The following is a 26,933-nucleotide window of genomic DNA, read 5'->3' as shown; positions in this document are numbered from 1 at the left end:
GGCGTAAGATCTTCATTCTGTGGATGAAAGGGATCGTTTTCTGACTACAGTGAACATTAGCACTGTTTACAGTGAACATTCTACCTGGTACAGTGAATAAAGTACTGATTACAGTGAACACTTTACTGATTATAGTGAACGCGATCACCCTTTCAGCCCTTGTGGGGTGCGGCCTGCGACGATCGGGGATCTCTTAGGATCTCTATATGATCTATTAAGGATCGTTTATTAGGATCTGGTCACTGTATAAGTGGAAAACTTAAGGCCTGACATCATTTTCAGACGTGTTGACCACCAGCAAAAACTGGCCCGCAATCTGCCCACTGCCTGACCGACTAATCGGTCATAGCCGCATTCATTCTCAATCGATAAACAACTTCCTCACTATTATTCATTTTTCATCATCAACTACAGCGCGTATCGTCTCTCCATCACTGACAGAATGAGGAATACGGCACCATGACTGAACATGCCCTATCACGTAACCCCACAACTGGTGAAATTCTGGCACGCTATCCTTTACAGAATAGTGCAGAGCTGGAACAGACACTGACTGAAAGCGCATCTGCTTTTGCTGCATGGAAACAGAGCACCATGACGGACCGCGTTCGCGTATTGCGTCAGCTTGGCGAACAGATCCGTCTGCGTGAGCAGGATCTTTCCCGCATGATCACCCTGGAGATGGGTAAACCCATTGCACAGGCACGCGCTGAAGTTCTGAAATGCGCTAACTTATGCGACTGGTATGCGGAACATGGCCCTGCAATGCTGGCCGATCAGCCTACGCAGATTGCCGATGCGTGGCAGCGATTCCGTCCCATCGGGGTGATCCTGGCTGTAATGCCATGGAATTTCCCCTTGTGGCAGGTTCTGCGGGGCGCAGTGAGTATGTTGCTGGCAGGCAACACCTATCTGCTCAAACACGCGCCTAACGTCATGGGAAGCGCCACACTGATGGCTGAGCTGTTCAGGGCAACCGATCTGCCTGCTGGCGGCTTTAACCTGATCAACGTTGACAACGATGGTGTCTCCGTAGCCATCAAAGATGACCGCATTGCCGCCGTTGCCGTTACCGGAAGTGTCCGGGCTGGCGCCGCGATCGCTGCACAGGCGGGCGCAGCACTTAAGAAAACCGTGCTGGAACTGGGTGGATCCGATCCCTTTATCGTGCTGGCGGATGCCGATCTTGATGAAGCGGTTAAATCAGCCGTTATTGGACGTTTCCAGAATACCGGGCAGGTGTGTATGGCTGCCAAACGCTTTATTGTGGAAGCTCCGATCGCTGAAGAATTTGAAAAACGCTTCACTGCCGCGGTCCAGGCACTCACCATGGGCGATCCGCTGGATGAAAATACCTTCCTGGGCCCGATGGCACGCGCCGATCTGCGTGACGAACTGGATGGACAGGTAAAGGCCACGCTGCGTGAAGGTGCACGTCTGGTACTGGGCGGCGAGAAAGTGGCAGGGCAGGGTAACTACTACGCGCCGACCATTCTCGCTGATGTCACCAGCGACATGACCGCGTTCAGGCAGGAGCTGTTTGGCCCGGTAGCCGCTATTGCGGTCGCCAGGGATCCACAACATGCGCTGGAGATCGCCAACGACAGCGAATTTGGCCTCAGCGCCACCATCTGGAGCGGTAATGAAGAGATTGCCGATCGTCTGGCGCTGCAGCTGGAAGTCGGTGCTGTGTTTATTAATGGCAACGGCGCGTCCGATCCGCGCGTTACCATTGGTGGTGTGAAGAAAAGCGGCTACGGCCGTGAGCTGTCGCACTTTGGTGTGCACGAATTCTGTAACGTGCAGACCGTGTGGAAGAATCGTCGCTAGTGTTTACTGTGCCGACGGAAGATAAGCGGGCGCTGTTTTAGCGACCGCACTCAGCATTGGTGAGCCTGTGCCGCTCAGCATCTCCTCAGCCACCAGCCTGCCCAGCAATGGGGCAAGTGTCATGCCGCTATGGCTTACCATCAGATAAACGCGTGCTGACTCGCTGATGTAGCCTAATGCCGGCAAGCCATCTGCCGGACGCGACCGCTGTCCTGTTTCAATCCGCTCAATTCTCGCGCCTTCCGTGTTTTTAAACAGCCGCCGCAATCGACGCAGCATCTCTTTGCCAATCAGTCCATCCGGCGAGACCGGCCGCGCCGGATCGGCATGCTGATCCAGATCCAGCGCCTGCAGCATCAGACGGCCACCGCCATCCGGCCGCACATTCAGTTCCGGGGTAATCAGATTGCATTTAAGTGGGATCGGCAGAGGCTGGGTCTGCGCCAGAAAACTGCAGGCAACAGGATCGGCGCGGTTCGCATCGGTCATCGCCAGTTCAAGCCCGCACTGACTTATCAGTTCCGGTGCCCAGCGGCCGGTCGCCAGTACCAGCTGATCGCCGCGCCATTCATCCCCACTGGCCAGCGTAAGATGGACATCCTGCGCCGATTCAGTCAGCGTCGTCACTTCATTGTTGCAGACCAGCTGCCCGCCACTGGTACGCAGGTCTGCCAGCAGAGAGGCGATAAACAGGCTCGGATAAAGCAGACACTCCGACGGGAAAGACCAGGCGTGCTGAACGCGGGGATCAAGCCGCAACTCGGGCATTGCACCCAGAAGTGCGGCGCGGCTACGTTTCTCTACGGGGTAATCGAGCGTCGTAAGCTTTGCTGCGCGCTGCGCCAGCTGGCGCAGGGATGATTCATCGGCCGCCCACTCCAGCGTGCCGGTTTCCAGCAGCCATCGGGGCGATGCAGGGTGACTGGCCTGCCAGCGCTTGTGCTCGTCTATCGCATGGGCATTAAGATCATGGTAGCTGGTGGGTTCTTTGCCGTTGGCATTGACCCAGGCATAGCTGATCTGACTGGTTCCGCTGCCAGGATAGTTTTTATCGAAGACGGTGACCTGTGCGCCCCGTCGCGACAATGACTGCGCGACGGCTAAACCCAGCACGCCTGCACCGATTACGGCAATACGTTGTGGCATATCTGGTCTCTCCTGAACAGGGATGAGTGGAAAACTGCTACCCGCCGGTTCGTTTACTATTGCGAAGTCAAAGAAGTACGTCAACCGCAGTGTCAGGCGGTGGTTTCATCGAACCACGCGGGCACCGGATCGGCCAGGGTGAGCCACTGTTCAGGCCCCGCAGCCATCTCTTGTGGTGTCAGCAACGCATGATCCAGCGCGGCACGGACGCTCTTCTCGTCCATCTCAATGCCGATAAAGACCAGTTCCTGGCGCGCATCGCCGGTACCTTCCTGCCACTGTTCAGCGATAAAGTTGAGCGAATCTGCATCCTGTGGCCATTCAGTGCGCGGCACGCTGACCCACCAGCGCCCGGCATAACCCTGACGTGCCACCGCGCCCGCCTGCGACCACATCGCGGCATATTCCGGCCGACTGGCCAGCCAGAAGTAGCCTTTAGAGCGGATAACGCCGTCAAGCTGGTGGTTTACTGCATGCCAGAAACGCTGCGGATGGAACGGACGACGGGCGCGATAGACAAAGTTACGAATGCCATACTCCTCCGATTCCGGCTGATGCTCACCGCGCAGGGTCTGCAGCCAGCCGGGTGCCTTCGCTGCCCGGTCAAAATCAAACCGGTCGGTATTCAGCAGGCAGTCCAGCGGAACCTGCCCAAACTCACTGTTCACAATAAGCGCGTGCGGATTAAGCGCCTGCAGCATGCCCTTCAACTGGTGCAGCTGCGCCGGGCTGAGCAGGTCCGTTTTGTTCAGCACCAGCAAATCACAAAACTCAATCTGATCCACCAGCAGATCAACCACTGAGCGCTCATCCTGCGCGCCCAGCGATTCGCCACGTGACTGCAGATCATCGGCTGAACGATAATCGCGCAGGAAGTTAAAGCCATCGACCACGGTGATCATACTGTCCAGCCGGGCATAGGCTGACAGACTTTCACCCGCTTCATCTTCAAACGTAAAGGTTTCGGCAACCGGCAGCGGTTCAGAAATGCCGGTAGACTCAATCACCAGGTGATCGAAACGCCCGGCCTGAGCCAGACGTTTTACCTCCAGCAGCAGATCTTCACGCAACGTGCAGCAGATGCAGCCGTTACTCATTTCGACCAGCTTTTCATCGGTGCGGGAGAGCTGCGCGCCGCCATCGCGCACCAGCGCAGCGTCAATATTAATTTCAGACATATCATTGACGATCACCGCGATCCGCCGTCCTTCGCGGTTGTTCAGAATATGATTAAGCAGGGTAGTTTTACCGGCACCGAGAAAGCCGGAGAGAACGGCAACCGGCAGACGGGGATCGTCGGATGTCAGAGCAGAGAGTGTCATGGTGTTACCTGTGAAAACGCGATTATAGATACGTTATAACATAACATTAATGAGTTTGTTTTCAATCCGGATTTGTGTTTTTGTTTCGGGTATCAATGAGCGTTTTAAAAGGGAGTGGAAATGCAACAACTCACGCTTGTCCCGCGTCTGATGCCAGCCGTCAGGTCCGGAGAGAAAACCTCGACGATTCGCTGGCAGGAGGGCGATATCACCATGGGTCCGCTGAGACTGGTGAATCAGCAGGATGATACGGACGCGGTAATCGTGTGGGTGACGCAGGTCGACACGCTGCGCTTAAGCGAAGTCGCCGCGACGCTGGGGAAAAAGGAGGAATGGCCTGATGAGGTGCTGCTGGAAGGGATGCGCGAGCACTATCCGGAGATCAGGCTGAGCAGTGAGGTGCAGCTTATCACTCACCTCACGCCCGCAGAAACCCTGCAGAAGCTCACTAAATAGTGATCAGCTATGCTCAATCACCAGCAGCGCCATCGTATCGGCTTCCAGCGCCCGAAAGATATGCAGCTCATCGCCCGGATAGGTAATGTAATCACCCACATCCAGCTCCACCGCACTGTCGACCGGACCCACCAGCGCACGCCCTTTAGCGATAATAATATGCTCAATGGTATTGGGGATATGGGGCTGGGAAATGCGTTCGCTGCCGGGCTGAACTTCCAGCAGATAGATATCACGCCTAACGCCGGGCGGGCAGGAGGCCAGCAAAACGGCCTGATAATCGGCCAGATCGGCGGTAACCGTCAGGCCCTCTCCACGCCGAATCACCTGCAGACGACGCGCATCCGGCTCCAGCAGACGTGAAAATGGAATGTTCAGCGTTACGCAAAGCGACCACAGGGTTTCAATGCCCGGATTGCCATTACCCGCTTCCAGCTGTGACAGCGTAGATTTGGCGATCCCTGCGCGGCGCGCCACTTCAGCCAGTGAAAGACCGGCTCGCTGACGTTCACGTACTAAGGCATTGGCAATAATGCTGATAGGGGTATTCAAACGCACTCCTGATAACCTGAATGTTTTTTATATCGAACATAACGTTCATCTTGTAAAACGTTTTCGCAGTGTTCATTATATCGGATTATATGTTCATTATGAGACAGAGTGATGCTTTTTCCGCAAATGCAGTTGCTGGACAAAGGGGTGATCAAAGCGATTTTTCTGGTCTGCCTGGCTGATGGAATTGTTGGTTTATCCTATGGCTCGCTGGCGTCGGCCGACGGGTTTCCGCTCTGGGTGCCGCTGGCGCTCTCAACGCTGGTGCTGGCCGGGGCGTCGGAGTTCCTGTTTATCGGCATTGTGGCCGGTGGCGGCAGTCCATTTACCGCCGCCGCAGCGGGCCTGCTGGTAAACGCACGTCATTTGCCGTTTGGCATCGCGGTCAAGGATCTGGTGGGGCAGGGTCCGTCAGGCTGGCTGGGCTGTCACATCATGAACGATGAAAGTGTGGTGTTTGGGATCTCTCAGCCGCAACTGGCGCAGCGCCGCAGTGCTTACTGGCTGTGCGGTATCGGTATCGGCTTGATATGGCCGGTCAGCGTCATGATCGGGGCAGCAATCGGGCAGTTTATTCCTGATGTCTCGGTGATCGGACTGGATGCGGTGTTTCCGGCGATCCTGATTGCTCTGATCTTCCCGGCGCTGCGCCAGCGACGCACCCGGATCCCCGCGACCGTCGGCGCGCTGCTCTCCTTGCTGGCGACGCCACTGGTTCCGGCGGGCATGCCGGTGCTGTTTTCACTGCTGGGCCTGCTGACATGGAGATCGCGCAAATGACACATCAGGGAATGATTATCGCCGGGATTGCCCTGCTGGCTGCCGGAACCTATCTGATGCGGTTTGCAGGCGTCAGGCTGGGAAACCGTCTTCCGATCAGCGAGCGCACCCAGCAGATGCTCTCCGACGCCGCCACGATATTGCTGCTGGCGGTAGCGGCCACCACCACGCTGTTTGAAGGCCAGCATTTTGCCGGTGTGGCACGGGTGGCGGGCGTGGGCTTTGCCCTGTTGCTGGCGTGGCGTCGTGCGCCGCTGATTATGATTATTCTGGGGGCGGCGGCGATGACGGCGCTGTTGCGTTTTCTCGGCGTGCCCTGAGGATGTCATTAACCCCGGCAAAAGCGGGGATGTTATCGCAGTGAAAATTTGTCAGGATGGCACTCTCTCAGGCGTGATTAGCCCGATAACCTTGCAGGGATTGCTGAATGAACACTATCCGTACCTGTTTCCTCCTGATGCTGCTGACCGTGATGACAGCCGGTTTAACCGCCGTTCCGGCCATTGCCCGACCCGATATGCGTCCGCTGGGCAAGAACATCGCCGACACAGGTTCCGCCTGGTATCGCTTCCAGAGTAAAAAGTTTGTCTCACAGGATGGGGAACGGCACTATCGGGTGTGGCTTGCTATCCCCAAAAGCGATGCGCCGCCAGGCGGCTATCCGGTGCTATGGCTACTGGATGGCAATGCGGCGATGGCACATTTGACAGAACCTCTGCTTAAAAAGCTGAGCAGCGGCACGCCGCCAGTGCTGGTCGCGGTGGGTTACGACACCCATTTGCCCTTTGATGTGGTGGCGCGTAATTACGACTACACCCCACCCAATGATGCGCCTGATACTCTGGTCACTCAGCCTCATGGCCGCAAAGGCGGAGGCAGCCATCAGTTTCGTCAGCTGCTGCTGAACACAATTGTCCCGTGGGCAGAACGCATTGCGCCCAGTAATCCGCAGCGGCGTGCGCTCTGGGGTCACTCCTACGGCGGACTGTTCGTGCTGGACACCTTCTTTCATGCCGCCTGGTTCAGCCATTATTTTGCGGCCGCTCCCTCGCTGAGCTGGAATCATCAGCGCATTCTTACCCTGGCCCGACGCGCCGACGCCGGACCGCTAAAACATTTGTCGCTCTATCTGATGGAGGGCGATGGCATCACCGAACGCCGAACCGGCCACTCTGACGATCTTCAGCAGGAAGAGCGTGCACTTACCGACATCCTGCGCCCGAGCGGTGCCAGACTGATTCTGACGCGTTATCCCGGTCAGAGTCACGGCCAGATATTACCCTCATCGCTGGTGGATACGCTGGAAATAGTTTCCGGTAGCCGGGATTGATATCTGACCGGGCATCGCGGCATGATGGCGTTTCATCACCTGCCCGGAGTTCACGCATGAATCGTCCGCTACAGATTGGTCTTTTGCTGTTCCCTGATGTCACTCAGCTCGACTTAACCGGCCCGTGGGAGGTGTTTGCGCGCACGCCTGGTGTCGAATGCCATCTCATCTGGAAAGATCGCCAGCCGGTGCGTTCCGATCGCGGCCTGTCGATATTGCCGACCACTACGTTTGCAGATTGTCCGCCACTGGATGTGATCTGTGTGCCTGGCGGGCCGGGACAGATCGCCCTGATGTCGGATGACGTCACGCTGAATTTCCTTCGTCAGCAGGCCGAACAGGCGAAGTGGGTTACGTCGGTCTGTACCGGTTCGCTGGTGCTGGGGGCCGCCGGACTGCTAAAGGGATATCGTGCGACCTCGCACTGGAGTTCCATCGATCAGCTGGCACTGCTGGGCGCGGAGCCGGTCAGTGAGCGGGTGGTGCGCGACCGCAATCGTATCAGCGGCGCAGGCGTGACCTCTGGTATCGATTTTGCCCTGACGCTGGTGGCAGAAATTGCGGGTGACGCGGTGGCGAAATCGGTTCAGCTGCAGATGGAATATGATCCTGAACCGCCGTTTACCAGCGGTTCGCCGCATACCGCACCGCCACAGGAAGTGGAGCAGGCGCGGGCGAAAATGGCTGAGTTTCTTGCCACTCGCCGTGCGGCAACCGAACGAGCCGCTCTGCGACTACAGGCTGATTAGCTTACTGACACCGGGGATGCGCAACAGCAGCAGTGACAGCGCCATTGAGAAGATTAACGTAAGGGCGATGACCAGCAGTTTATCGCCCAGTGTCTGGATGCGGATTGCCGCCGCCAGCAGGCCAAAAATCAGATAGTGCAGGATATAGACGCCGGTCATGGTCTTCCCCAGGGTCGTCAGAAACGGCGTCAGCCACTGGACTTTTTCCGGCAGGCGAATGGCGTTAATGCTGATCACAATCAGCACCACCAGCAGATAAACCTGCGAGCCCGTCAGCACCACATCGTTATGGGTCGCCAGAAAACGCGCAAGAAAGTAATGACGCTCATACAGCCAGGTAAAGAGATAAACCGCGGGCAGCAGCAGCAGGCTGATCTTTATCACTCTGGGTGATGTCAGCAACTGCATCACGCGCGGCGCGGCCATCAGCCGACCCGTGAGGTAGTAGAGCACCCAGGTCCAGATTCGGTATTGCGGCAGCAGCGAAAAGGCCCGCTGGCCCGGGTAGAGACTGGCGAGCAGGTCATAGGCAAAAGCTAACACCAGCAGCAGTAAAATCCCCGATGCCATCAGCCCAGGCCGCTGAATGAGTCGGTCAATCAGCGGATGCGACACATAAATCACAATCAACGCAATTACAAACCACGGCTGAATCAGATAGCCCTTATGATGCATCCCGGCAAACCAGAAAAAGCTGAACCAGAAGATAAAAATCAGCAGAATGCGGCGAATTTTGCCGAGCTGCCACGCGGGTGTATGCAGCTCACCGGCATCAATATAACCGCTGAGCAGAAAATAGAGCGGCGTGGCGATCGTCGAAACAAAACTCAGCACGTTCAGCGTCAGATTAATGTCGTAATGGTAGCTGTCGTAGCTCTGGTAAAGCGTGAAAAACGAGACGGCGGTGATACAGGCCAGCGTCTTCAGCATTGCCAGTCCGCTCTTATTCACCGTGCGCCTCCCGACCATGGAAGCAACGATAGATGACCGGCAGCACCAGCAGGGTCAATACTGTCGCGAACCCGAGGCCAAAAATAATGACCACCGCCATGCTCTGGAAAAAGACGTCGCGCAGCAGCGGCAGCAGGCCCAGCACCGTGGTGAAGGCGGTCAGCAGAATAGGACGCAGACGTGAGGTCGCCGCATCAATAATTGCCAGCTGCAGCGATTTCTCCTGCCGGAACAGCCTGATCTCCTCAATCAGCACGATCCCGTTACGGATCAGCATACCCGACAGGCTCAGCAGCCCAATCAGCGCCATAAAGCCAAACGGAATACCGGTGAACAAAAAGCCACAGGTGACGCCAATCAGCGCCAGTGGCACGGTGATCCAGATAGCGACGGCGTCGCGCAGCGAGTTAAACATCAGCACAGTAATGATGAACATAGCCAGGAATCCCACCGGCAGCGAACTCAGCAGCCCGCTTTGCGCTTCACGTGAACTCTCCAGCTCACCTCCCCATTCAAGCCGGTAGCCCGCCGGGAGTTTAAGCTGGTCGATCTGTGGCTGAACCCGCGCCACCACTTGTGCGGAGGTTAACCCTGAAGCGGGATCGGGATCGGTCTGCACCGTCAGCACGCGCGTACGATCGCGGCGCATAATCAGCGGATTCTCCCACTCCAGCCGGAAGTCGGAAATCACATTGCTCAGGGGCACAAAGTGCTGCAGGGCCGCACTCCACAGCTGAATATTCTCGATGTGATCGACACTCTGCCGCTCTTCATCAGCCGGATAGAGCATCACCGGCATCAGCCGCGAACCGTCACGGAAAATGCCCACCGCGTCACCGCTGAAATTCATTCTCAGCGCCTGATCGATGTCACGTTTATCGATACCCAGTTCCTGACCACGCAGCGCCGAATAGACCGGGCGGATCACTTTGCTGCGCTCCTGCCAGTCATTGCGAACCGGAAACGTTGAGCCATCCGCCAGGAAAATGGCATCCAGCTGGCTGCCGATGTGGCGCAGCACTTCGGGATCGGGGCCGATCACCCGCAGGGCAATGGCGCTGTCACTGGCGCTGCCAAACTGGATACGTTTGATGCGCTGATTCACCTGTGGGAAGTTCTGCTCAATATACGCCTCGGTTTTCAGCGCCAGCGCATCTAGCTGTCGGCCATCCTTAACCCGCACCATAATCTGTGCGAAGTTGCTGTACTGCCGTGCCGCGTCATAGGTCAGGGTAAAGCGCAGAGCGCCCTGGCCCACCGTCGTGACCGTGGCTGCGACCTCAGGATCCTGATTAATGAACCGGGCAATATCCGCCGCCGTATTCGCGGTGTAATGAATATCGGTGCCATAGGGCAGCCAGAGATCGGTGAAAAAGACCGGCGTGCTGGAGGAGGGGAAAAAGTTCTGCTTCACGAGTGTAAAGCCATACAGCGACAGAGCCAGCAGTGCCACCATTACCGTCAGCGTGGTCAGGCGGAAACGCAGCAGGCCGCCCAGCGCCTGACGATAGAGCCGGAATACGATGCCCTGATAAGGTGCCGAGGGTTCGGTTTGCTCAGGCTGAGCCGTGCTGCGGCGCTTCTCACTCCAGTTGATAAACACCGGCGTTAAGGTCAGCGCCGTGACCCAGCTCAGCATCAGTGAAATCAGCAGCACCTGGAACAGCGATTTACAATATTCGCCGGTCGAATCCTGCGACAGGCCAATCGGCGCAAAGGCGAGAATCGCAATCACCGTGGCACCCAGCAGCGGCAGGGCAGTGCGCCGTACCATACGGGCAATGGCCTGCTGTAAAGGGTGACCGCGCTGGTGATCGATTTTGACCCCTTCGACCACCACAATGGCATTGTCCACCAGCATGCTGAGCGAAATAATCAGCGCGCCCAGCGACACCCGCTGCAGCTCAAGTTTAAACAGGTACATGATCAGGAGTGTGCCAAGCACGTTAAGCGCCAGCGAGGCGGCAATCACCATGCCGCTGCGCAGGCCCATAAACAGCAGCAGCGTTCCCACCACAATCGCCAGCGCCATCAGGAAGTTGAGGATAAAGCCATCAACCGACTGTTTCACCTCATGGGCCTGGTTATAGAACACCTTCAGACTGATACCGGCGGGCGTATCCTGCTGGTAGTGCGCCATTCGGGCGGAAAGCGCGTCGCCAACATCAATCACATTGACGCCGGGCGCGAACGAAATGCCGATAGCCAGAGCCGCTTCACCGTCTGCAAAGTAGATATTGGCGGGATTGTCGGTAACGCCACGCGTCAGGGTGGCGATATCGCGCAGATGCACGTTCTGTGGGTTGCCAGCGGGCAGAATCGGCAGATTAGCCAGATCGTCCAGCGTCTGCAGTTCGCCGGTGGGATGAAAACGGATCGATTCGCTGTCGACCCGCAGCGTTCCGGCACTGGCAACGCTGTTATTCCGGCTCAGCAGATCGGCGACGCGCTGCGGCGTCATACCATAGGCGGTCATTTTGCTGGCGGAGAGAGCGATGCGGATCTCCTCCTGCTCGACGCCCGCTACTGCAACTTTAGCCACACCCGGCACCAGCACCAGATCGCGCCGCAGCTGATCGGCATAGTTGCGCAGTTCGCTGTTGGTAAAGTCTTTACCGTGAATGACGAAGAAGTAGCCGTAAACATCGCCGAAATCATCGTTAACCAGCGGGGCCTGAACGCCAGGCGGGAACTGCCGGGCCGCATCGCCGACCCGACGACGTAACTCATCCCAGATTTGCGGCAGCTGATCGGCCAGATAGCGGGTATGAATATTAACGGTAATCTGCGACAGGCCATTGCCAGAAATGGACGTGACATTGTCCAGCGACGGCAGGCGCTGCAGCGCATTCTCCAGCGGCAGCGTTACCTCCTCTTCAACCTGCTGTGCGGACGCGCCGGGATAGTGGGTGACAATAACCGCAGACTTAATGGTAAACAGCGGATCTTCAAGGCGGCCAATGTTGAGCAGCGCATAGATGCCGCCCACGCCCAGCAGCAGAATGACCATCCAGATGCGAATGGGTTTATCAAGAAAATGCTCCTGAATACGCATTATAACCCCCGCTCGCGCTGCCAGATGCGCACCGCTTCACCGTCACGCAACTCACCCACTCCGGCGGCAACGATACGGTCGCCCGGCTTCAGCCCGCTGATGATTTCTATGCCCTGGGCGGTGAGACGGCCCACTTCGACAGGTCGATCTTTGATGCGCAGCGCCTCGCCATCCTGCTCAACCAGCCAGACGTGCGGTTGATTAGTGGGGCTGCGATCGGGATTGAACACCGCCGCCGCAGGCACGACCAGACGCGGCTGGGCAGGGGCATTCGGCAGGTTATGCAGCCTGACGCGCACCGAACCGCTGAGGCCGGCAACGCCAGGGAGATCAGCCGGACGCGGCATGGTCAGCACCACCTGATAGGTCAGCGTGGCGGCATCCGTCTGGCTGGTATGCTCTTTATATTGTGCGGTGAAAAAGCGGCCTGGCAGGGCGTTAAACTGCACCTCAGGCTGATAGTCAATATTCTGGATATCGAGGCTGGTGAAGAGGGTTTCGGGCAGCGTAAAGATGACGTCGAGCAGATCGGCACGGGTCAGCAGCGCAATGGGCTGTCCGGCGGCCACGACCTGATGATTACGCGCCTGTACCCTTGCAATCACGCCATCAAACGGCGCGCGAAGGCTAAGAAACTGTAACTCCTCCTGTGCGATTTTCAGCGCAGTCGCGGCGGCATCGCGATTAGCACGCTGCACATCCATTTCAGACTTTGAAACGGCGCTGCGCTGGGCCAGCGTATTGAAGCGCTGAAATTGTCGCTCCGCCAGTTGCAGTGCAGTCTGGCGGTCGCGTACCCGTAGTTTCGCATCTGCATCATTCAGGGTAGCGAGAAGCTGTCCCGCTTTCACGGGCGTTCCGTCACGAATATCAAGCTGTACCAGCTGGCCTGCCCGTTTAAACGCAAGATCGGTATTATCACCCGCCTGAATACGCGCAGGAAATACCCGGATATTTTGAGCGATGTCCGACTCAAGGGTGAAAACTTTAATTACGCGGGGCGGGGGAGCATCCGGTTCTTTTTTTTCATCGCACGCTGTCATAAAAAAACAACAGAGCAAAATGAGGATAACCTTGCGTTTAATCATTTTCTTCGCCTTAACATCAGCTTTTAAACTGCGGTTTGATAAGCATTAAGGCGTAATAAACCCTGATGCTTATCGCGACCGGGATAAACTTATTTTTAATCTTCGTCATATAAGTTTAACGAAGCGGCAGGGCCGCTTCGCCTGAATCGGCTTACGCCGCCATCTGAGAGACCACCAGCCAGGTCAGTAAGCCCACCAGAGTCGTTGCGGCGACCGCGAGAATAACGAAACCGCAAAGCATGATAATGCTCTGTTTTTTCATCAGAGTTTCCTTTTGCGAGCCAGAGTATAAACCGATGCACACTGCATCAGCATACTTAAACCTTAGCTAAACAAAAACAACGTTGTCATTCTCATAATATAGGTTAGATTTAATTTAGCCATTTTATGTTATTCGTCAGACGTTTCTTACGTAAATATGATATCGGTCATTACCTGCAGGAGGGGCTGCCTGCAAAATGCATGTCTTTTAATTGCGCCTTTATTTCATCGCTAAATGGCACGAGGTTTATATATGCTAAATAATGATAAGCAGGATAAAGCGTTAGCTTTATCTGAGCGCCCCTGGTATCAGCGTAGTGTGGCAGAGATATTCTCCGAACTGCAGAGCTCATCAGCAGGATTATCCACCGCCACTGCGCAGGAACGCCTGCAGAAACACGGTCCCAATGCCCTTCCGCAAAAAGCTGAGAAATCGGCTCTGCTCAAATTCATCGCGCATTTTAAAGATGTGCTGATCTATATTCTGCTGGCCGCGGCGGTGATCACCGCGATAATGGGTCACTGGGTCGATACCTTTGTCATTATCGGCGTGGCCGTCATTAACGCCCTGATCGGCTTTATTCAGGAGAATAATGCCGAGAAGTCACTGAAAAGTATTCAGAACATGCTTGCCAGTGAAGCGATGTTGGTACGGGATGGCAAACAGGTCACGGTCGCGACGCGCGATATTGTGGTCGGTGATGTGGTGATGTTACGCCCCGGCGATAAAATCCCGGCTGATCTGCGACTGTTTGAGGTCAATAATCTTCGGGTTGAAGAGGCGATTCTCACCGGGGAGTCGACGGTGGTGTCGAAGAACACCGATACGCTGAGCGGTGAAAAATCGCTGGGCGACCGTCTGAACCTGGCTTTTTCAGGCACTACCGTCAGTTCCGGCACCGCCGCAGGCGTGGTGATCGCCAGCGGCGGTGATACTGAGCTGGGCCATATCAACGAAATGATCAGCGGCATAAAAGAGGTTAAAACCCCGCTGCTGGTGCAGATCGACAAACTCGGTAAAGCGATCTTTTTCATCATCCTGCTGATGATGGTCGCCCTGTTTATCTTCGGCTATCTGCTGCGTGACATTCCACTGGGCGAGTTGTCGCTGTCCGTCATCAGCCTGGCGGTTGCTGCGGTTCCGGAAGGTCTGCCTGCCATTATCTCTATCATCCTGTCGCTGGGCGTGCAGTCGATGGCGCGGACCCAGGCGATTATCCGTAAGCTGCCGACTGTTGAAACCCTGGGCGCGATGTCGGTGATCTGCTCCGATAAAACCGGCACGCTCACCATGAATGAGATGACGGTGAAAGCGGTGGTGCTGGCGAAGAGCCGCTGGCGCGTCAGCGGAAACAGCTATGAACCCAAAGGGGAGATTGTTGCTGAGCAGGGCGACGCAAGTGGACTCTCTGCGGCACAGGATCCGCTGTTTCAGCAGTTCCTGCATGTGGTAGACACCTGTAATGAAAGCCAGCTGCGTCAGGAAAGTCAGGGACACTGGACGATTGTTGGCGGCCCGACTGAAGGCGCGCTGAAGGTGCTGGCGGCGAAGGGTCAGACGACACCTCAGCCGGTTGAGGTGGTGAGCAAGCTGCCGTTCGATTCCCTCTATAAATATATGTCGGTCAGCTGTGTTGCCAACGGCGAATCTTATGTGCTGCTGACCGGTGCGCCAGACGTGCTGCTGACGCTATGTCAGCAGCAGCAAACACCGGAGGGTGCAGAGCCGATAGACCGTGCGTACTGGGATGCCGCCATCACCACCTACGCCAGCGAAGGGCTGCGCACCGTTGCCGCCGCCTGGAAGAGAACCTCTGCACCCGTTACCGCGCTGGATCATGCCGATCTGAGAAGTGACATGGTGCTGCTGGGTCTGGCCTGTATGATGGATCCCCCACGTCCCGAGGCGATTGCCGCCATTGACGAGTGCCAGAAAGCGGGCATTCGCGTCAAAATGATCACCGGCGACCATCAGGAAACCGCAATGGCGATTGGTCAGATGCTGGGAATCGGCAACAGCCAGGCTGCTATCACTGGCTACCAGCTTGAACACATGAGTGACGCCGAACTGGCGGACGCGGCAAAAACCTATGATATTTTTGCCCGCACCAGCCCGGAACACAAACTGCGTCTGGTGAAAGCGCTGGAAGCGAGCGGCGAAATCGTCGGCATGACCGGCGACGGCGTCAATGATGCTCCGGCGCTGAAACAGGCCAACGTCGGTATTGCGATGGGTATTAAAGGCACCGAGGTGACAAAAGAGGCGGCCGATATGATTCTGGCCGACGATAACTTTGCCACCATCGCTGCGGCAGTCAAAGAGGGACGTCGGGTCTACGACAATCTCAAGAAAACCATCCTGTTTATCATGCCCACCAACCTGGCGCAGGGTCTGCTGATTATTATCGCGATTCTGATGGGCAATCTGCTGCCGTTAACCCCGGTACAGATTCTGTGGATGAACATGGCAACGTCCGCCACGCTGTCATTTGGTCTGGCGTTCGAGCCTGCTGAAGCGAATGCGATGCGCCGGCCACCGCGCAATGTCAAAGCACACGTAATGGACGCTTACGCCATCTGGCGCGTGGTGTTTGTCGGGCTGCTGATTTCAATCAGTGCTTTTGTGCTGGAAGCCTGGCTGCAACCGCGTGGTTACAGTGCCGAGTTTATCCGTACCGTGCTGCTGCAGATGCTGGTCACCGCGCAGTGGGCCTACATGCTTAACTGCCGTAACTCGGATGGCTTCTCACTGGATCGTGGTCTGCTGAAAAATCGTGGTATCTGGCTGGTGACGCTGGTACTGATTGTCCTTCAGGCGATCATTATTTATGTGCCATTAATGAACACGCTGTTTGGTACCCGTCCACTGCCGATCAACTACTGGCTGATTTCGCTGATTGTCAGTATCGCGATCTTCATCATAGTTGAGATTGAAAAACGCCTCACCCGCGCATGGCGGATGAAGACGCCATCACTGAGTTAATTCTGTCTCCGGGTCCTGCTGCGGATAGCTCGCCAGCAGGACCTTTTTAATCAGATAGGTCAGTGGAATAGCCAGTATCCCGCCCGTAATCCCCAGTAACGCCTGCCAGAACAGAAACGCCAGCAGCTGCGTAGTCAGCGCCAGATTGAGTCGCTTACCAATCAGCAGTGGTTCGATCACCGAACTCAGGCAGAGGTTCAGCACCACAAAGAATCCTGCTACCGCCAGCGCGATCTGTAAATCAAACATGATGTAACTCTGGATCACCGGCGGAATCGCGGCCAGAAAGGAGCCAAGCACCGGCACGTAATTAAAGATGAACATCAGCACGCCCCAGAAAAAGGCAAACTTCAGCCCGATCAGATGCGCGCCGACGCCCACGATTAACCCGCCCAGAATACTGGTCAGCGTTTTCACTCTGGCATACACAATCACGCTCTGAATTCCCTCCTGCAGCGCCAGATAAAAGGCCTGATGTTTTCCCTTTACCCGCTGTTGCAGTGCAGCTTTCAGCAGCGGCATCTCATAGAGCATAAACAGCAGCATCAGGAACACCATGATCCACCATGAGATGACGCCAGGGATTTGCGTCAGAAATGCAGTGACAATGCGCACTATCGCACCCGCATCCACAAAGGTCAGCAACTGGTCGGGCGTCATACCGATATCAAGCCGGGCAAAGGCCAGCGTCAGCTGTTCAAGCCGGGCCGCCAGTAGCACGGGCGCCTGACGGCTGAGCTGCATTAAATCGGGCGTCAGCACGGTTAACTTGAGGATAGTGACCACCATGATCAACAGCATCAGCATAATCACCAGCAGTGACGAGACGATGCGCGGTATGCGTTTGTTTTCCAGCCGGGTAATCAGGGGATCAAGCATGATAGCCAGTAACATTGCCAGCAGAACCTGATTGATCAGCGGTGCTGCCAGATAAAGGCCGGTCAGAATAATGGTCAGACAGGCGAGGATAAACAGCACGCGTGCCAGCGGCGGCCAGAGGGTAAACCAGCTCAGTCCCATGATTGGGCTCCTTCAGCAAAGATAAGCTGCAGTATAGATGAGGCTTAAGCTTCAGTGCTTTGCGTCAGGTCAGAGGGGGGAAAGGCTTCTCTCAGGGCTTAAGAGACGATCATCGGTGGCTTCTGACCCTTGTTCAACGCACGAATGCGCGACCAAAAGCTATCCGGATAGTTTATTTACGATCCGGTTTCAGCCGACGATCAAACCGGAACGGAATAGCCTCAGCCTGTTGAACTATACGGAAGAAATCGGGGTGTTCAGGATTTAACAGATAGTTATATTCTACAGGGGAGAGGGCACTGGGAACACGCAACGCAACCGCATCGCAGGCAGAGCACCAGGCGTCTCCATAGTCAGCCAGTTCTGCCGGTGCATCTTCATCAGCCCAGTTTACAGGCAACTCAGTGATATCAGCGGTCTGAATCAGCGCATCGGGAACATCGATGCGCAGTAGTGTGAAAGCATCCAGGATGTGTGCTGAGTGCAGATGGACCAGTGTTTCCAGCAAAGTCAGCGATGCTGTTTCAGAAACATAAACCATGGAGATGCCGATGCTGTTCCAGCGGCCGCCCGCCTCTTTTGCGCCAAATCCCGTCCAGGCTGTTGAAAGATACTTTGTCTTGGTCAGCCTGTAGAGAATCAAGAATAAACTCCGTGCTCCAGGCGCGTGATTAATTTCATGACCTCGTAAGCCCCGGTTTCAGACGCCATCAGTTCTGCGGGCATTTTCCAGCTCAGCGCCCTGTTAGGCTCATTCAACCATTTTTGCGCTTCATCCTTATCACCTTCGAACAGTTCAACTGCGCGATCAATGACACGGATAATACGTACCAGTCGTTCACTTTGTTCAGCGCTGAATTTCGCTTTCACGCTTCGGCTGAACGTCGTGGAGGGAATACCGGACATTTTGCGCAGGTCGTTTTGCGTAATCTTCGCCCAGTTGACGATCAGGTGAGCTACGTTGCCATCAAGGCCTTCATTAATCTGGCCCAGCAGGGCGACACCATCAGCGTTGTTCAGGCCTGCGGCCTGCCATAAGCGTGGCGGCCTGGTTTTGTTCGCAGAAAAGCTGAATGTTTTCATCTTTCACCTCCAATTGGTCATTTAACTATAACCATTTGGTGGGAGGGGCGCAAATTTCAGGATCTGATAAATCAGGAAAACCGGTCACTCTGAACCTTTCAGGGGCATGTGTCAGATCAAGTCGCGACTCACACATATTCATGAGTTTCATTCATATCACGTTATTGATATGAATAATGTGCAGATTGTCGATCTCATGAGCCAGTTTCTTAAAGAGCGAAATCTGCAATAGCGGGCAGACAAAGATCAGGATTAATCATCATTGATGAATAAAAGTAATAAGCCCTAGCTAATTACCCTACTTAATCCAATTAATCACTTTACGTTATGCTTTTCACACACAACGGCTGAAGGATAACGCCATGCCAACTGTAAAACTCAAAAATGGTAGAGAACATCAATATCCTCGTTTTTGAACTCAGTTCTGAGGATATGTTGCAAATTGCGGCGCTTGATTCCGCAACCAGCACATTCTTCTCTCATCCCTATCCGGCGATGGTGGAGTGGCTGACTGGCCGCAAACCTGACGTTAAAAACGCAACAGAAGAGGCTTTCAATAATGCAAAAACGCTATCTCGGAAAATCAGGTCTTGAAGTGTCAGCACTGGGTTTGGGCTGTATGGGCCTGAGTCATGGCTATGGTCCGGCGACCGACACCCGTCAGGCTGTTGAGCTGATTCGCGCCGCGGTTGAACGTGGGGTGACATTTTTCGACACAGCCGAAGTTTATGGCCCGTATCTTAATGAAGACGTGGTGGGTGAAGCGTTACAACCCTTACGCGACCGGGTGGTTATCGCTACCAAATTTGGTTTTACCTTTGGTGAGGACAATAAACAGCAGATTTTAAACAGCCGCCCGGAACATATTCGCAAAGCGGTTGAAGGCTCCTTGCGTCGTCTGAAAACCGATGTGATTGATTTGCTGTATCAGCACCGCGTCGATCCGGAAGTCCCTATCGAAGATGTTGCGGGAACCGTGAAAGACCTGATTTCAGAAGGTAAGGTCAAACATTTCGGCCTTTCTGAAGCGGGTGCACAAACCATTCGTCGTGCACATGCCGTACAACCTGTTACTGCACTGCAAAGCGAATACTCAATGTGGTGGCGCGAGCCTGAGCAGGAGATCCTGCCATTGCTGGAGGAGTTGGGGATTGGTTTTGTGCCATTCAGTCCATTAGGCAAAGGATTTCTGACGGGCGCGATTAAGTCAGGAACGACGTTTGGCAGGGACGATTTCCGTAGTAAGGTGCCGCGTTTTGCCGCTGAAGCAATTGAAGCTAACGAAAAGCTGGTCACATTACTGGGTGAACTGGCTGCCGGAAAAGGGGTTACGTCTGCACAAATAGCACTGGCATGGTTGCTGGCACAAAAACCGTGGATTGTTCCCATCCCCGGCACCACTAAACTGCACCGGCTGGATGAAAACCTGGGTGCTGCCGACATCACGCTTTCACAGGACGACGTGCGGCAGATAGAAGAGGCGCTTGAAACGATAGAAATCGTCGGCGAGCGTTACTCCCCTGAGCATCAGGCTCGTGTGGGCCGTTAAGATTCAGGCGGGTCTGCATCGAATTGTAGACCCGCTATTCCGGGTGCCGAAGCGCATCTATCATCAGCGCAAAAGCGGGCGGATGCTGTTTACGGCTCGGATAACAGAGATAATAACCGGGAAATGCAGGGCACCTATCCTGCAGAATCTGAATTAGCTTTCCGGATTTTACATGCTCCCTGATCGTATCTTCAGGAACACAGGCAATACCAAAACCCGATAATACGGCATCGATTCTTTCTGACAGAAAATTAAACGTGACCTGTCCTTCAACTCTGACACATAACGATTTTCCTTCCTTCACGAACTTCCAATGATAAAAGTTTTAATTTTGGCCATACGAGAGTTTGAGCTGCATGCTCCCCTGCGGATAAGCGGATATTGCCAGAGAGCGTTCCATTGAGTTGAACCTGAAATTCATGCTCCTGCTCAAGATCGGCAATACGTGGCTCAGATAGGCCTGATTACATAACGCGAGATTAAAACGGCGTGCCTGACGTGTCGAACATGTCTGGGCCTATGCCTTTCACGCGCCGTCGAAACGGTGTTTTATCTGAGAAGGTCATGGTGAGGGGCGGGTTCCATTTCCAGGCGAGCCCCAGGCATAAGAAAGCCTTTATCTGGCGGACAAATCAGTCTATCTTAAAGGAAATGATCATTCTCTAATGGTGTTTGCGATGAACGATAACCGTTATAAAGAGCGGGGACGACCGCGGGCGTTTGATACCGATGCGGCACTGGACAGCGCAATGCTGGTATTCCGGCAAAAGGGCTATCAAGCCACCTCGATCGGCGATTTGGGCCAGGCTATGCAGCTCACTACCGGCAGCATCTATAAAGCTTTTACCGACAAGCGCACGCTGTTTGCAAACGTCTTCGCTCGCTATCTCTCAATGCGCAACAGCAGTTTAGCCGCGCGGCTGGCGCAATGTGAAAATGGCCGTGAGCAACTGGCGACGCTACTCAATTTTTATGTGGATTCAGTGCGCGATGTCGAAGGTGAGCGCGGCTGTCTGGTGGCTGTCAGCGCCGTGGAGCTGCAAACTCTGGATGAGGAACTTGCCGGAGCCGTCAGCGCGGCGCTGATACGCAACCAGCAGAATCTGCAGCAGATAATCAGCCTGGGTCAGCAGGATGGTTCGGTCAATCCTGCACTGGACAGAGACGCCACCGCTTCGTTAATGCTATGCATTGTTCTGGGGATGCGGGTCGCCGGTAAAGTTGCTGCGACCCGGCCCGATGCCAGCATCATCCCCCTGGCGCTGAAGTTACTCGACTAAATTTTTTACTCATTAAGGAAGTGATCGTTTCCTTAATATCCGGAGGTTTTATGCACGAATATCCACTCTACCAGCACCACTTTATTAACATTGACTCGCAGCGGCTGCACTACCTCAGCGCAGGCAGTGAACACGCTGAGGCTGTGGTTTTGCTCGCGGGTTTCCCGCAAAGCAGTTATGCCTGGCGGGAGGTTATTCCCTTGCTTGCCAGCCGCTTTCAGGTGATCGCACCCGACCTGCCAGGGCAGGGTGATTCTGACTTTCCAGCCAGTGGTTACGACACTGACAGCGTGGCAGAGCGCATACTGGCGCTGCTGAACCAGCTGGGTATCGAACGCTTTCATCTGGCCGGGCATGATATCGGGGCGTGGGTCGCCTGGTCACTGGCGGCAGGCCATCCCGAAAAGGTCAACCGTCTCGCGCTGCTGGATGGCGGCATTCCCGGTATCACGCTGCCTGACTTACTGCCAATGGTGGGTGATAGCGCCTGGAAAACCTGGCATTTTGGATTTCACTGTGTGGATGATTTACCGGAAGCGCTGATCACTGGCAGAGAGGCGATCTACCTGGACTGGTTTTTTAACCGTAAGTCAGCCAATCCACATCGCATAGATGCGGCGGCCCGTCATGAATATCTGCGCGTTTTTCAGCAGCCCGGGGCCCTGCGGGCCGGACTGGCTTTTTACCGCGCTTTTGCACAGTCGGCAGAGCAGAATCGACAGCGCGCGTTAAAAGGCAAACTGGCTTTACCGCTGCTGGCTGTCAGTGCCGACCAGGGATCGATACCCGATATGGCCACCCCGCTGCGCACCGTAGCGCATAAGGTTAGCAGTGAAACTGTTCTCAACTGCGGCCATTTTATTCCCGACGAACAACCCGAGAAATTAGCGGAAATACTGGCAGACTTCTTTATTCCCTCTCCGGATAAAAGCGAAATATCACCTCAGTGACAGTAGGGAAAGTAATGTCGTGTGGCGGATTATTAATATTATTGCTGATCTGCTGTTATCTCATACAGGTTTCCAATAAATAACACTATCTTATTGATTTTTAAGTATGTATAGCAGGCTGTTGCGCGTTGCTTTCTGTCGCGTGCTGTGAATAAATAAACGGTCATCAACGTCCGCCATCAGGATGAGATTAAAATAGCGGTCGGCAGCAGAGTGTCGATCGCATATTGCCGGGGCTGCTATGAATCAGGAAAAAGCACGACTGGCCGGGGAAATAAAAGCCAGAGTTAATGAACTTGAATCGCAGTTAGTGGCGATTCGACGTGATATCCATGCGCATCCGGAATTAGGCTTTGATACGCTGCGCACCGCCAGTCTGGTCACAGAGTATCTGCAGGCGCTGGGACTCAATCCCCGCACCGGCGTTGGCCGCAGCGGTGTTGTGGTAGATATCGACGGCGCAGAGCCGGGTAAGACCCTGCTGTTGCGCGCCGACATGGACGCGTTGCCGATCCATGAGCAGACCGGTTTACCGTTTGCCAGCCGCTATCCCGGAAAAATGCACGCCTGTGGGCATGATATTCACACCGCAACGATGCTGGGTGTCGCAACGATCCTGCCGCACTATCGTCAGCAGCTCAAAGGCCGGGTCCGGCTGATATTCCAGCCCGCGGAGGAGACGCCAGAAAGTGGCGCTGAGGCGATGATCGCGGACGGCGCGGCAGATGGCATCGACTGGGCCGTGACCCTGCATAACAAGCCTGAACTGGCTGCGGGGGAAGTCGCCCTGACGCGCGGGGCCAGTACCGCCTCCAGCGATGAATTCGACGTTACGGTGCATGGCGTATCGACCCACGCGGCACGTCCTCACATGGGCACCGATCCTATCATCGCGACCGTGCATCTCATCAGCCAGCTACAGACCCTCATCTCGCGTGAACGCGATCCCGCTCACTCCGCCGTATTGACCATCGGGCACATTCAGGGTGGTACCACCCACAATATCATTCCCGATAGCTGCCTGTTTCAGGGCACCATCCGTACTAAGTCGCCGGAAGTACGCGCTGCTATGGAAACCTCGTTTAAACGGATGTGCGAAGGGGTGGCGCTGGCGCAAAACGTACGGGTGGAGGTTAACTTCCAGCGTGGCGTGCCGCCTCTGATGAATGACGATCGCCTGATCGATTCACTGGAACAGATTCTGTCGCATCAGTTTGATAAGCCTATCATCGCGCAGCCCAGCGCCAGCTTTGGAGCCGAAGATTTTTCACTGTTCACGGAACGGGTACCGGGCTGCCAGATTCATATTGGATCGGCCACGCCGGGCCGTGACGATCACCTGCATAACTCCGACTATCAGCCGGACGAACGCAGCATTACCGCCGGGACGCAGGCGCTGACCCGCCTTGCAATTGATTTACTCTCTTAATAATAAATAAATGAGGTTTATATGATGATGCTTAACCGCCTGTTCACGGCTTCTCTGACCGTGGCACTGCTCGCCACTTCCGCGTTGAGCCAGGCGAAAGATTTCGGCACCCTGAAGTTTGCGACTGAAGCGGCTTATCCTCCGTTCAACCAGACCACACCGAGCGGCAAAATCGTCGGCTATGAGCCGGATATGGTGGCGGAGCTGGCTAAACGTGCTGGCTTTAAATATGAAATCATCGCCCAGAAATGGTCGGGCATGATCCCGGGTCTTATCGACGGTAAATATGATGCGGTGATCGATGCGGTGACCGTAACGCCAAAACGTGCTGAAGCGATCGATTTTACCCATCAGTACACCGTCAGTGTCTCCAGCTTTGTGACTGCGAAAAAAAGCCCGCTGGCCACGCTGCCAGGCAGCGGCACGATTGTGACGGCGGATGATGACGCCGGCATGAAAAAAGCGATCGACGATCTGAAAACCACCTTCAAAGGGAAAACCATTGCGGTTCAGGTCGCCACCATTCAGGCGGATTTCCTGCAGAAATACCTGGGCGACGTTGCCACTATCCGCACCTATCAGGCGGGTCCTGAAACCTTTGCCGACCTGATGAATGGCCGGGTGGATGCCGTCATGGCGTCTCGTACAAATCTCAACGCCTTTGTGAAAAAACATGCTGAGGCGATCAGCAGCAGCGGCTATGGCTTCTCCGGTGGCGTGCTCGGCGCAGGCTCGGCGATTGGTCTGCGTAAAGGCAACAGTGAGCTGCAGCAGGTGCTGAATCAGGCGCTGGACTCCATGATCAAAGATGGGACGCTGAGCAAACTGTCGATCAAATGGTTTGGCGAAGATGTCGCGCCGAAAGCGTAACCGCTGATGCTGATGAATATTGACTGGCAGATACTGGGCTTCGGGGATGAGGGCTGGGGTGGCGTCCTGCTTAACGCCGCCGCCGTCACCGTCAGCGTGTCACTCTGCGCCTGGCTACTGGGTGCGTTGCTGGGCAGCGTGCTCTGCTGGATGCAGATTGCCGGTTCACGCTGGCAGCAGCGACTGGCGGCAGGCTACATCACACTGTTTCGCGGCGTGCCGGAACTGCTGGTGATCTACCTCTTCTACTTCGGTGGACGACAGGTGGTCTCCACCGTGGGCAACGCGCTGGGCTTCCAGGGACCCTTCGATGTGAACGGCTTTGTGGCGGGCGCGATTGCCATCGGGCTGATCTCCGGTGCCTATCAGAGCGGGGTGTTCCGTGGCGCTTTCTACGCCATTCCCGGCGGAACGCTGGAAGCGGCGACCGTGACCGGCATGGGACGGCTGATGATGTTTCGCCGCATCATCGTGCCGCAGGCGTTACGCACTGCGCTGCCCGGCATGGGCAACCAGTGGCAATCGGTGATCAAAGAGTCGGCGCTGGTCTCGGTAACCGGACTGGTGGAAACGATGAACCAGGTCTCCACCGCAGCCAACTCCACCCAGATGTCCTTTTTCTTCTACAGCGTGGGGGCGGTGATCTACCTGATTATCACCACCTGTTCCGATATGGTTTTCCGCTACGTGGAAAAGTTTGCGATGCGCGGTCAACAGCGCGTGAAGGGGTAAGGAGTCCACGTGGATATCATGTTTTTACAGCAGACGCTGCTGGCGCTGCTGAAAGGATTGCCGCTGACCATCAACCTGGCGCTGCTCTCACTCTTTGGCGGCGGCGTGCTGGCGCTGCTGCTTAACCTGCTGCGCATGACGCGTGTCGGCAGCGTTTTCTGTCGCTTCTACGTCTGGCTATTTCGCGGTACGCCACTGCTGATCCAGATCTTTATGGTCTATTACGGCCTGGGCAGTTTACCTGCGGTGCGGGAAAGCCTGTTCTGGCCGCTGCTGCGCGATCCCTACTGGTGCGGCTTACTGGCGCTGATTCTCAATGATGCCGCCTATACCTCGGAGATCCTGCGCGGCGGGCTGCGTGCCGTCAGTCAGCAGTCGCTGGAGGCCGCTAAAGTCTCAGGCATGTCGTCGTATAAAATCTTTACCCGCATCACCTTACCGATTGCGATTCGACAGGCATTGCCGGCCTACAGCAATGAGATCATCTCGATGATCAAAGCAACGTCGCTGGTCAGCACTATCAGCCTGATGGAGATGACCGGCATTGCCGACTCGATAGTCTCTTCCACTTTCCGGGCGCTGGAGGTGTTCCTGAGCGCGGCGGTGATCTACCTGATACTCACCATGCTGGTCAGCAAAGGCGTATCGATGCTGGAACGACGCTTATCACCTTACTATTTTGGAGCACGCTCATGACCGCACCTACCATCATGCTGAGTCATCTCAGAAAGAGTTATGCGGGACACGAAGTGCTGCACGACATTAGCCTGACCGCGCAGGATGGCGATGTGATATCGCTGATTGGTGCCAGTGGGTCGGGCAAAAGTACGCTGTTACGCTGCATCCCGTTTCTTGAAGTACCACAGGCGGGTGAAATTGCGGTAGGCGAGGTGAACGTTACGCTGGATAACGCCGACGAAAAACTGAGCCGCGAGCAGCGCCGTCGCATCAAGCTGATGCGAATGCAGCTCGGCTTTGTATTTCAGAGCTTCAACCTGTGGCCGCATAAAACGGTGATGCAGAACATCATTGAAGCGCCGGTTCATGTGCAGAAGCGCAGCCATAAAGAGGCGATTGAAGAAGCAGAAGCGCTGCTCCATAAAGTGGGACTCTATGCAAAACGCGACGCCTGGCCGTCACAGCTTTCCGGCGGACAGCAGCAGCGTGTGGCGATTGCCCGGGCGCTGGCGCAGCAGCCGAAAGCGATACTGTTCGATGAGCCAACTTCAGCGCTGGATCCGGAGCTGGTGGGCGAAGTATTGCGGGTGATCCGCAGTCTGGCGGAAGAGGGACGTACCATGATTATCGTCACCCATGAAATGGGCTTTGCGCGTGACGTGTCGAACAAAGCGGTGTTTCTGCACCAGGGCATGATTGAGGAGTCCGGTTCGCCGGAGCAGGTGTTTCTCGATCCGATCTCGCCACGCTGCCGCGCCTTTGTGAACAGCCACTTTGAGCGTAATGCAGGCTGAATTGGCATTCTGATAAGGCTGACGCGCGAAAATTTCATGTTTTGA

The 26,933-nt window shown here is 55.4% G+C and carries 24 protein-coding genes and 2 pseudogenes; 16 read left to right on the top strand and 10 right to left on the bottom strand.

Going from position 1 to position 26,933, the window contains the following annotated elements; genetic code table 11:
* The first annotated feature begins 459 nt into the window (after positions 1-459).
* Positions 460-1,830 carry an aldehyde dehydrogenase family protein gene (locus tag ACX8ZY_RS22260; RefSeq protein WP_421665448.1) on the top strand — a complete coding sequence of 457 codons (1,371 nt, stop codon included), beginning with the start codon at positions 460-462 and terminating at the stop codon, positions 1,828-1,830.
* Between the two features lie 3 nt (positions 1,831-1,833).
* Here the strand turns inward: ACX8ZY_RS22260 and ACX8ZY_RS22255 are convergent, their stop codons facing one another.
* Together ACX8ZY_RS22255 and zigA are read right to left on the bottom strand one after the other, a co-directional pair.
* On the bottom strand, positions 1,834-2,976 hold the full coding sequence (locus ACX8ZY_RS22255) for an NAD(P)/FAD-dependent oxidoreductase (protein WP_421665447.1): 1,143 nt from the start codon (positions 2,974-2,976) through the stop codon (positions 1,834-1,836).
* Between the two features lie 92 nt (positions 2,977-3,068).
* Positions 3,069-4,298 carry a zinc metallochaperone GTPase ZigA gene (zigA, locus tag ACX8ZY_RS22250; RefSeq protein WP_421665446.1) on the bottom strand — a complete coding sequence of 410 codons (1,230 nt, stop codon included), beginning with the start codon at positions 4,296-4,298 and terminating at the stop codon, positions 3,069-3,071.
* Between the two features lie 120 nt (positions 4,299-4,418).
* Here zigA and ACX8ZY_RS22245 point away from each other — a divergent pair, with 120 nt between their 5' ends.
* Positions 4,419-4,754 (top strand): ASCH domain-containing protein, encoded by a 336-nt coding sequence (locus ACX8ZY_RS22245; protein WP_263054402.1) that lies wholly within the window; start codon positions 4,419-4,421, stop codon positions 4,752-4,754.
* Positions 4,755-4,757: 3 nt separating this feature from the next.
* Here ACX8ZY_RS22245 and ACX8ZY_RS22240 read toward each other — a convergent pair whose 3' ends face one another.
* On the bottom strand, positions 4,758-5,306 hold the full coding sequence (locus ACX8ZY_RS22240) for a helix-turn-helix domain-containing protein (protein WP_010246810.1): 549 nt from the start codon (positions 5,304-5,306) through the stop codon (positions 4,758-4,760).
* Between the two features lie 111 nt (positions 5,307-5,417).
* Between ACX8ZY_RS22240 and ACX8ZY_RS22235 the strand changes: the two genes are divergently transcribed.
* The 4 genes from ACX8ZY_RS22235 to ACX8ZY_RS22220 all read left to right on the top strand — a co-directional run bounded on the left by ACX8ZY_RS22235 (position 5,418) and on the right by ACX8ZY_RS22220 (position 8,165).
* Complete coding sequence (locus tag ACX8ZY_RS22235; RefSeq protein WP_010246808.1) at positions 5,418-6,086, top strand: AzlC family ABC transporter permease; 669 nt, start codon at positions 5,418-5,420, stop codon at positions 6,084-6,086.
* A complete protein-coding gene (locus tag ACX8ZY_RS22230) occupies positions 6,083-6,406 on the top strand; it encodes an AzlD domain-containing protein (RefSeq protein WP_010246806.1) in 324 nt (107 codons plus the stop codon). Before ACX8ZY_RS22235 ends, ACX8ZY_RS22230 begins: the two co-directional genes overlap by 4 nt.
* A 107-nt stretch (positions 6,407-6,513) precedes the next feature.
* Positions 6,514-7,416, top strand: a complete 903-nt coding sequence (locus tag ACX8ZY_RS22225) for an alpha/beta hydrolase (RefSeq protein WP_033779978.1) — start codon at positions 6,514-6,516, stop codon at positions 7,414-7,416.
* Between the two features lie 56 nt (positions 7,417-7,472).
* Positions 7,473-8,165 (top strand): DJ-1/PfpI family protein, encoded by a 693-nt coding sequence (locus ACX8ZY_RS22220; protein WP_060678857.1) that lies wholly within the window; start codon positions 7,473-7,475, stop codon positions 8,163-8,165.
* On the opposite strand, the gene ACX8ZY_RS22215 is transcribed toward ACX8ZY_RS22220, so the two are convergent.
* The 3 genes from ACX8ZY_RS22215 to ACX8ZY_RS22205 are packed head-to-tail and all read right to left on the bottom strand — an operon-like array spanning position 8,151 to position 13,259.
* Entirely contained in the window at positions 8,151-9,116 is a 966-nt protein-coding gene (locus ACX8ZY_RS22215; protein ID WP_010670598.1) for an acyltransferase family protein, read from the bottom strand. The genes ACX8ZY_RS22220 and ACX8ZY_RS22215 overlap by 15 nt on opposite strands.
* On the bottom strand, positions 9,109-12,171 hold the full coding sequence (locus tag ACX8ZY_RS22210; RefSeq protein WP_045139961.1) for an efflux RND transporter permease subunit: 3,063 nt from the start codon (positions 12,169-12,171) through the stop codon (positions 9,109-9,111). The genes ACX8ZY_RS22215 and ACX8ZY_RS22210 overlap by 8 nt, the downstream gene beginning before the upstream one ends.
* Positions 12,171-13,259, bottom strand: coding sequence for an efflux RND transporter periplasmic adaptor subunit (locus tag ACX8ZY_RS22205; RefSeq protein WP_033768724.1), 1,089 nt, complete (start codon positions 13,257-13,259; stop codon positions 12,171-12,173). The genes ACX8ZY_RS22210 and ACX8ZY_RS22205 overlap by 1 nt, the downstream gene beginning before the upstream one ends.
* A 514-nt stretch (positions 13,260-13,773) precedes the next feature.
* On the opposite strand from ACX8ZY_RS22205, the gene ACX8ZY_RS22200 reads away from it, so the two are divergent.
* A complete protein-coding gene (locus ACX8ZY_RS22200; RefSeq protein WP_421665445.1) occupies positions 13,774-16,503 on the top strand; it encodes a cation-transporting P-type ATPase in 2,730 nt (909 codons plus the stop codon).
* Here the strand turns inward: ACX8ZY_RS22200 and ACX8ZY_RS22195 are convergent.
* From ACX8ZY_RS22195 to parS, 3 genes are all read right to left on the bottom strand, one after another.
* Positions 16,492-17,523 (bottom strand): AI-2E family transporter, encoded by a 1,032-nt coding sequence (locus tag ACX8ZY_RS22195; RefSeq protein ID WP_031594315.1) that lies wholly within the window; start codon positions 17,521-17,523, stop codon positions 16,492-16,494. The genes ACX8ZY_RS22200 and ACX8ZY_RS22195 overlap by 12 nt on opposite strands.
* Positions 17,524-17,695: 172 nt before the next feature.
* A complete protein-coding gene (locus tag ACX8ZY_RS22190; RefSeq protein WP_421665444.1) occupies positions 17,696-18,166 on the bottom strand; it encodes an RES family NAD+ phosphorylase in 471 nt (156 codons plus the stop codon).
* Positions 18,163-18,606 carry a type II RES/Xre toxin-antitoxin system antitoxin gene (parS, locus tag ACX8ZY_RS22185; protein WP_033760867.1) on the bottom strand — a complete coding sequence of 148 codons (444 nt, stop codon included), beginning with the start codon at positions 18,604-18,606 and terminating at the stop codon, positions 18,163-18,165. Before parS ends, ACX8ZY_RS22190 begins: the two co-directional genes overlap by 4 nt.
* A 381-nt stretch (positions 18,607-18,987) precedes the next feature.
* On the opposite strand from parS, the pseudogene ACX8ZY_RS22180 reads away from it, so the two are divergent.
* A pseudogene (locus ACX8ZY_RS22180) lies at positions 18,988-19,200 on the top strand (hypothetical protein); the annotation flags it as partial.
* Positions 19,166-20,155 (top strand): aldo/keto reductase, encoded by a 990-nt coding sequence (locus tag ACX8ZY_RS22175; RefSeq protein ID WP_182504891.1) that lies wholly within the window; start codon positions 19,166-19,168, stop codon positions 20,153-20,155. The pseudogene ACX8ZY_RS22180 and the gene ACX8ZY_RS22175, both read left to right, overlap by 35 nt.
* Positions 20,156-20,189: 34 nt before the next feature.
* On the opposite strand, the pseudogene ACX8ZY_RS22170 reads toward ACX8ZY_RS22175, so the two are convergent.
* A pseudogene (locus tag ACX8ZY_RS22170) lies at positions 20,190-20,607 on the bottom strand (LysR substrate-binding domain-containing protein); the annotation flags it as partial.
* Positions 20,608-20,820: 213 nt separating this feature from the next.
* Here ACX8ZY_RS22170 and ACX8ZY_RS22165 point away from each other — a divergent pair.
* From ACX8ZY_RS22165 to ACX8ZY_RS22135, 7 genes are all read left to right on the top strand, one after another.
* A complete protein-coding gene (locus ACX8ZY_RS22165) occupies positions 20,821-21,435 on the top strand; it encodes a TetR/AcrR family transcriptional regulator (protein ID WP_421665443.1) in 615 nt (204 codons plus the stop codon).
* A gap of 50 nt (positions 21,436-21,485) precedes the next feature.
* Positions 21,486-22,385 carry an alpha/beta fold hydrolase gene (locus tag ACX8ZY_RS22160; protein WP_421665442.1) on the top strand — a complete coding sequence of 300 codons (900 nt, stop codon included), beginning with the start codon at positions 21,486-21,488 and terminating at the stop codon, positions 22,383-22,385.
* A 241-nt stretch (positions 22,386-22,626) separates the two neighbouring features.
* Positions 22,627-23,814 carry a M20 metallopeptidase family protein gene (locus tag ACX8ZY_RS22155; protein ID WP_010246783.1) on the top strand — a complete coding sequence of 396 codons (1,188 nt, stop codon included), beginning with the start codon at positions 22,627-22,629 and terminating at the stop codon, positions 23,812-23,814.
* A gap of 21 nt (positions 23,815-23,835) precedes the next feature.
* The gene (locus ACX8ZY_RS22150; protein WP_421665441.1) at positions 23,836-24,684 is read left to right on the top strand and encodes an ABC transporter substrate-binding protein; all 849 of its coding nucleotides are present in this window, start codon (positions 23,836-23,838) and stop codon (positions 24,682-24,684) included.
* 6 nt (positions 24,685-24,690) lie between these two features.
* Positions 24,691-25,416, top strand: a complete 726-nt coding sequence (locus tag ACX8ZY_RS22145) for an ABC transporter permease (RefSeq protein ID WP_187293965.1) — start codon at positions 24,691-24,693, stop codon at positions 25,414-25,416.
* Positions 25,417-25,425: 9 nt separating this feature from the next.
* Entirely contained in the window at positions 25,426-26,112 is a 687-nt protein-coding gene (locus ACX8ZY_RS22140) for an ABC transporter permease (protein WP_010246777.1), read from the top strand.
* Positions 26,109-26,888, top strand: a complete 780-nt coding sequence (locus ACX8ZY_RS22135) for an ABC transporter ATP-binding protein (RefSeq protein WP_010246775.1) — start codon at positions 26,109-26,111, stop codon at positions 26,886-26,888. The genes ACX8ZY_RS22140 and ACX8ZY_RS22135 overlap by 4 nt, the downstream gene beginning before the upstream one ends.
* The last annotated feature ends 45 nt before the right edge of the window (positions 26,889-26,933 follow it).

The organism is Pantoea sp. XAF26B01_ASV70, assembly GCF_054512635.1.
Note: the sequence above shows the minus strand (reverse complement) of the source record. Positions and strands in the feature narration are given on the sequence as shown.

What these genes read in the sequence shown, in the direction of transcription:
- ACX8ZY_RS22260 (WP_421665448.1), top strand. Translation starts at nt 460, where the DNA reads ATGACTGAACATGCCCTATCACGTAACCCCACAACTGGTGAAATTCTG.
- ACX8ZY_RS22255 (WP_421665447.1), bottom strand. Translation starts at nt 2,976, where the DNA reads ATGCCACAACGTATTGCCGTAATCGGTGCAGGCGTGCTGGGTTTAGCC.
- zigA (WP_421665446.1), bottom strand. Translation starts at nt 4,298, where the DNA reads ATGACACTCTCTGCTCTGACATCCGACGATCCCCGTCTGCCGGTTGCC.
- ACX8ZY_RS22245 (WP_263054402.1), top strand. Translation starts at nt 4,419, where the DNA reads ATGCAACAACTCACGCTTGTCCCGCGTCTGATGCCAGCCGTCAGGTCC.
- ACX8ZY_RS22235 (WP_010246808.1), top strand. Translation starts at nt 5,418, where the DNA reads ATGCTTTTTCCGCAAATGCAGTTGCTGGACAAAGGGGTGATCAAAGCG.
- ACX8ZY_RS22230 (WP_010246806.1), top strand. Translation starts at nt 6,083, where the DNA reads ATGACACATCAGGGAATGATTATCGCCGGGATTGCCCTGCTGGCTGCC.
- ACX8ZY_RS22225 (WP_033779978.1), top strand. Translation starts at nt 6,514, where the DNA reads ATGAACACTATCCGTACCTGTTTCCTCCTGATGCTGCTGACCGTGATG.
- ACX8ZY_RS22220 (WP_060678857.1), top strand. Translation starts at nt 7,473, where the DNA reads ATGAATCGTCCGCTACAGATTGGTCTTTTGCTGTTCCCTGATGTCACT.
- ACX8ZY_RS22210 (WP_045139961.1), bottom strand. Translation starts at nt 12,171, where the DNA reads ATGCGTATTCAGGAGCATTTTCTTGATAAACCCATTCGCATCTGGATG.
- ACX8ZY_RS22205 (WP_033768724.1), bottom strand. Translation starts at nt 13,259, where the DNA reads ATGATTAAACGCAAGGTTATCCTCATTTTGCTCTGTTGTTTTTTTATG.
- ACX8ZY_RS22200 (WP_421665445.1), top strand. Translation starts at nt 13,774, where the DNA reads ATGCTAAATAATGATAAGCAGGATAAAGCGTTAGCTTTATCTGAGCGC.
- ACX8ZY_RS22195 (WP_031594315.1), bottom strand. Translation starts at nt 17,523, where the DNA reads ATGGGACTGAGCTGGTTTACCCTCTGGCCGCCGCTGGCACGCGTGCTG.
- parS (WP_033760867.1), bottom strand. Translation starts at nt 18,606, where the DNA reads ATGAAAACATTCAGCTTTTCTGCGAACAAAACCAGGCCGCCACGCTTA.
- ACX8ZY_RS22175 (WP_182504891.1), top strand. Translation starts at nt 19,166, where the DNA reads ATGCAAAAACGCTATCTCGGAAAATCAGGTCTTGAAGTGTCAGCACTG.
- ACX8ZY_RS22165 (WP_421665443.1), top strand. Translation starts at nt 20,821, where the DNA reads ATGGTGTTTGCGATGAACGATAACCGTTATAAAGAGCGGGGACGACCG.
- ACX8ZY_RS22160 (WP_421665442.1), top strand. Translation starts at nt 21,486, where the DNA reads ATGCACGAATATCCACTCTACCAGCACCACTTTATTAACATTGACTCG.
- ACX8ZY_RS22155 (WP_010246783.1), top strand. Translation starts at nt 22,627, where the DNA reads ATGAATCAGGAAAAAGCACGACTGGCCGGGGAAATAAAAGCCAGAGTT.
- ACX8ZY_RS22150 (WP_421665441.1), top strand. Translation starts at nt 23,836, where the DNA reads ATGATGATGCTTAACCGCCTGTTCACGGCTTCTCTGACCGTGGCACTG.
- ACX8ZY_RS22145 (WP_187293965.1), top strand. Translation starts at nt 24,691, where the DNA reads ATGCTGATGAATATTGACTGGCAGATACTGGGCTTCGGGGATGAGGGC.
- ACX8ZY_RS22135 (WP_010246775.1), top strand. Translation starts at nt 26,109, where the DNA reads ATGACCGCACCTACCATCATGCTGAGTCATCTCAGAAAGAGTTATGCG.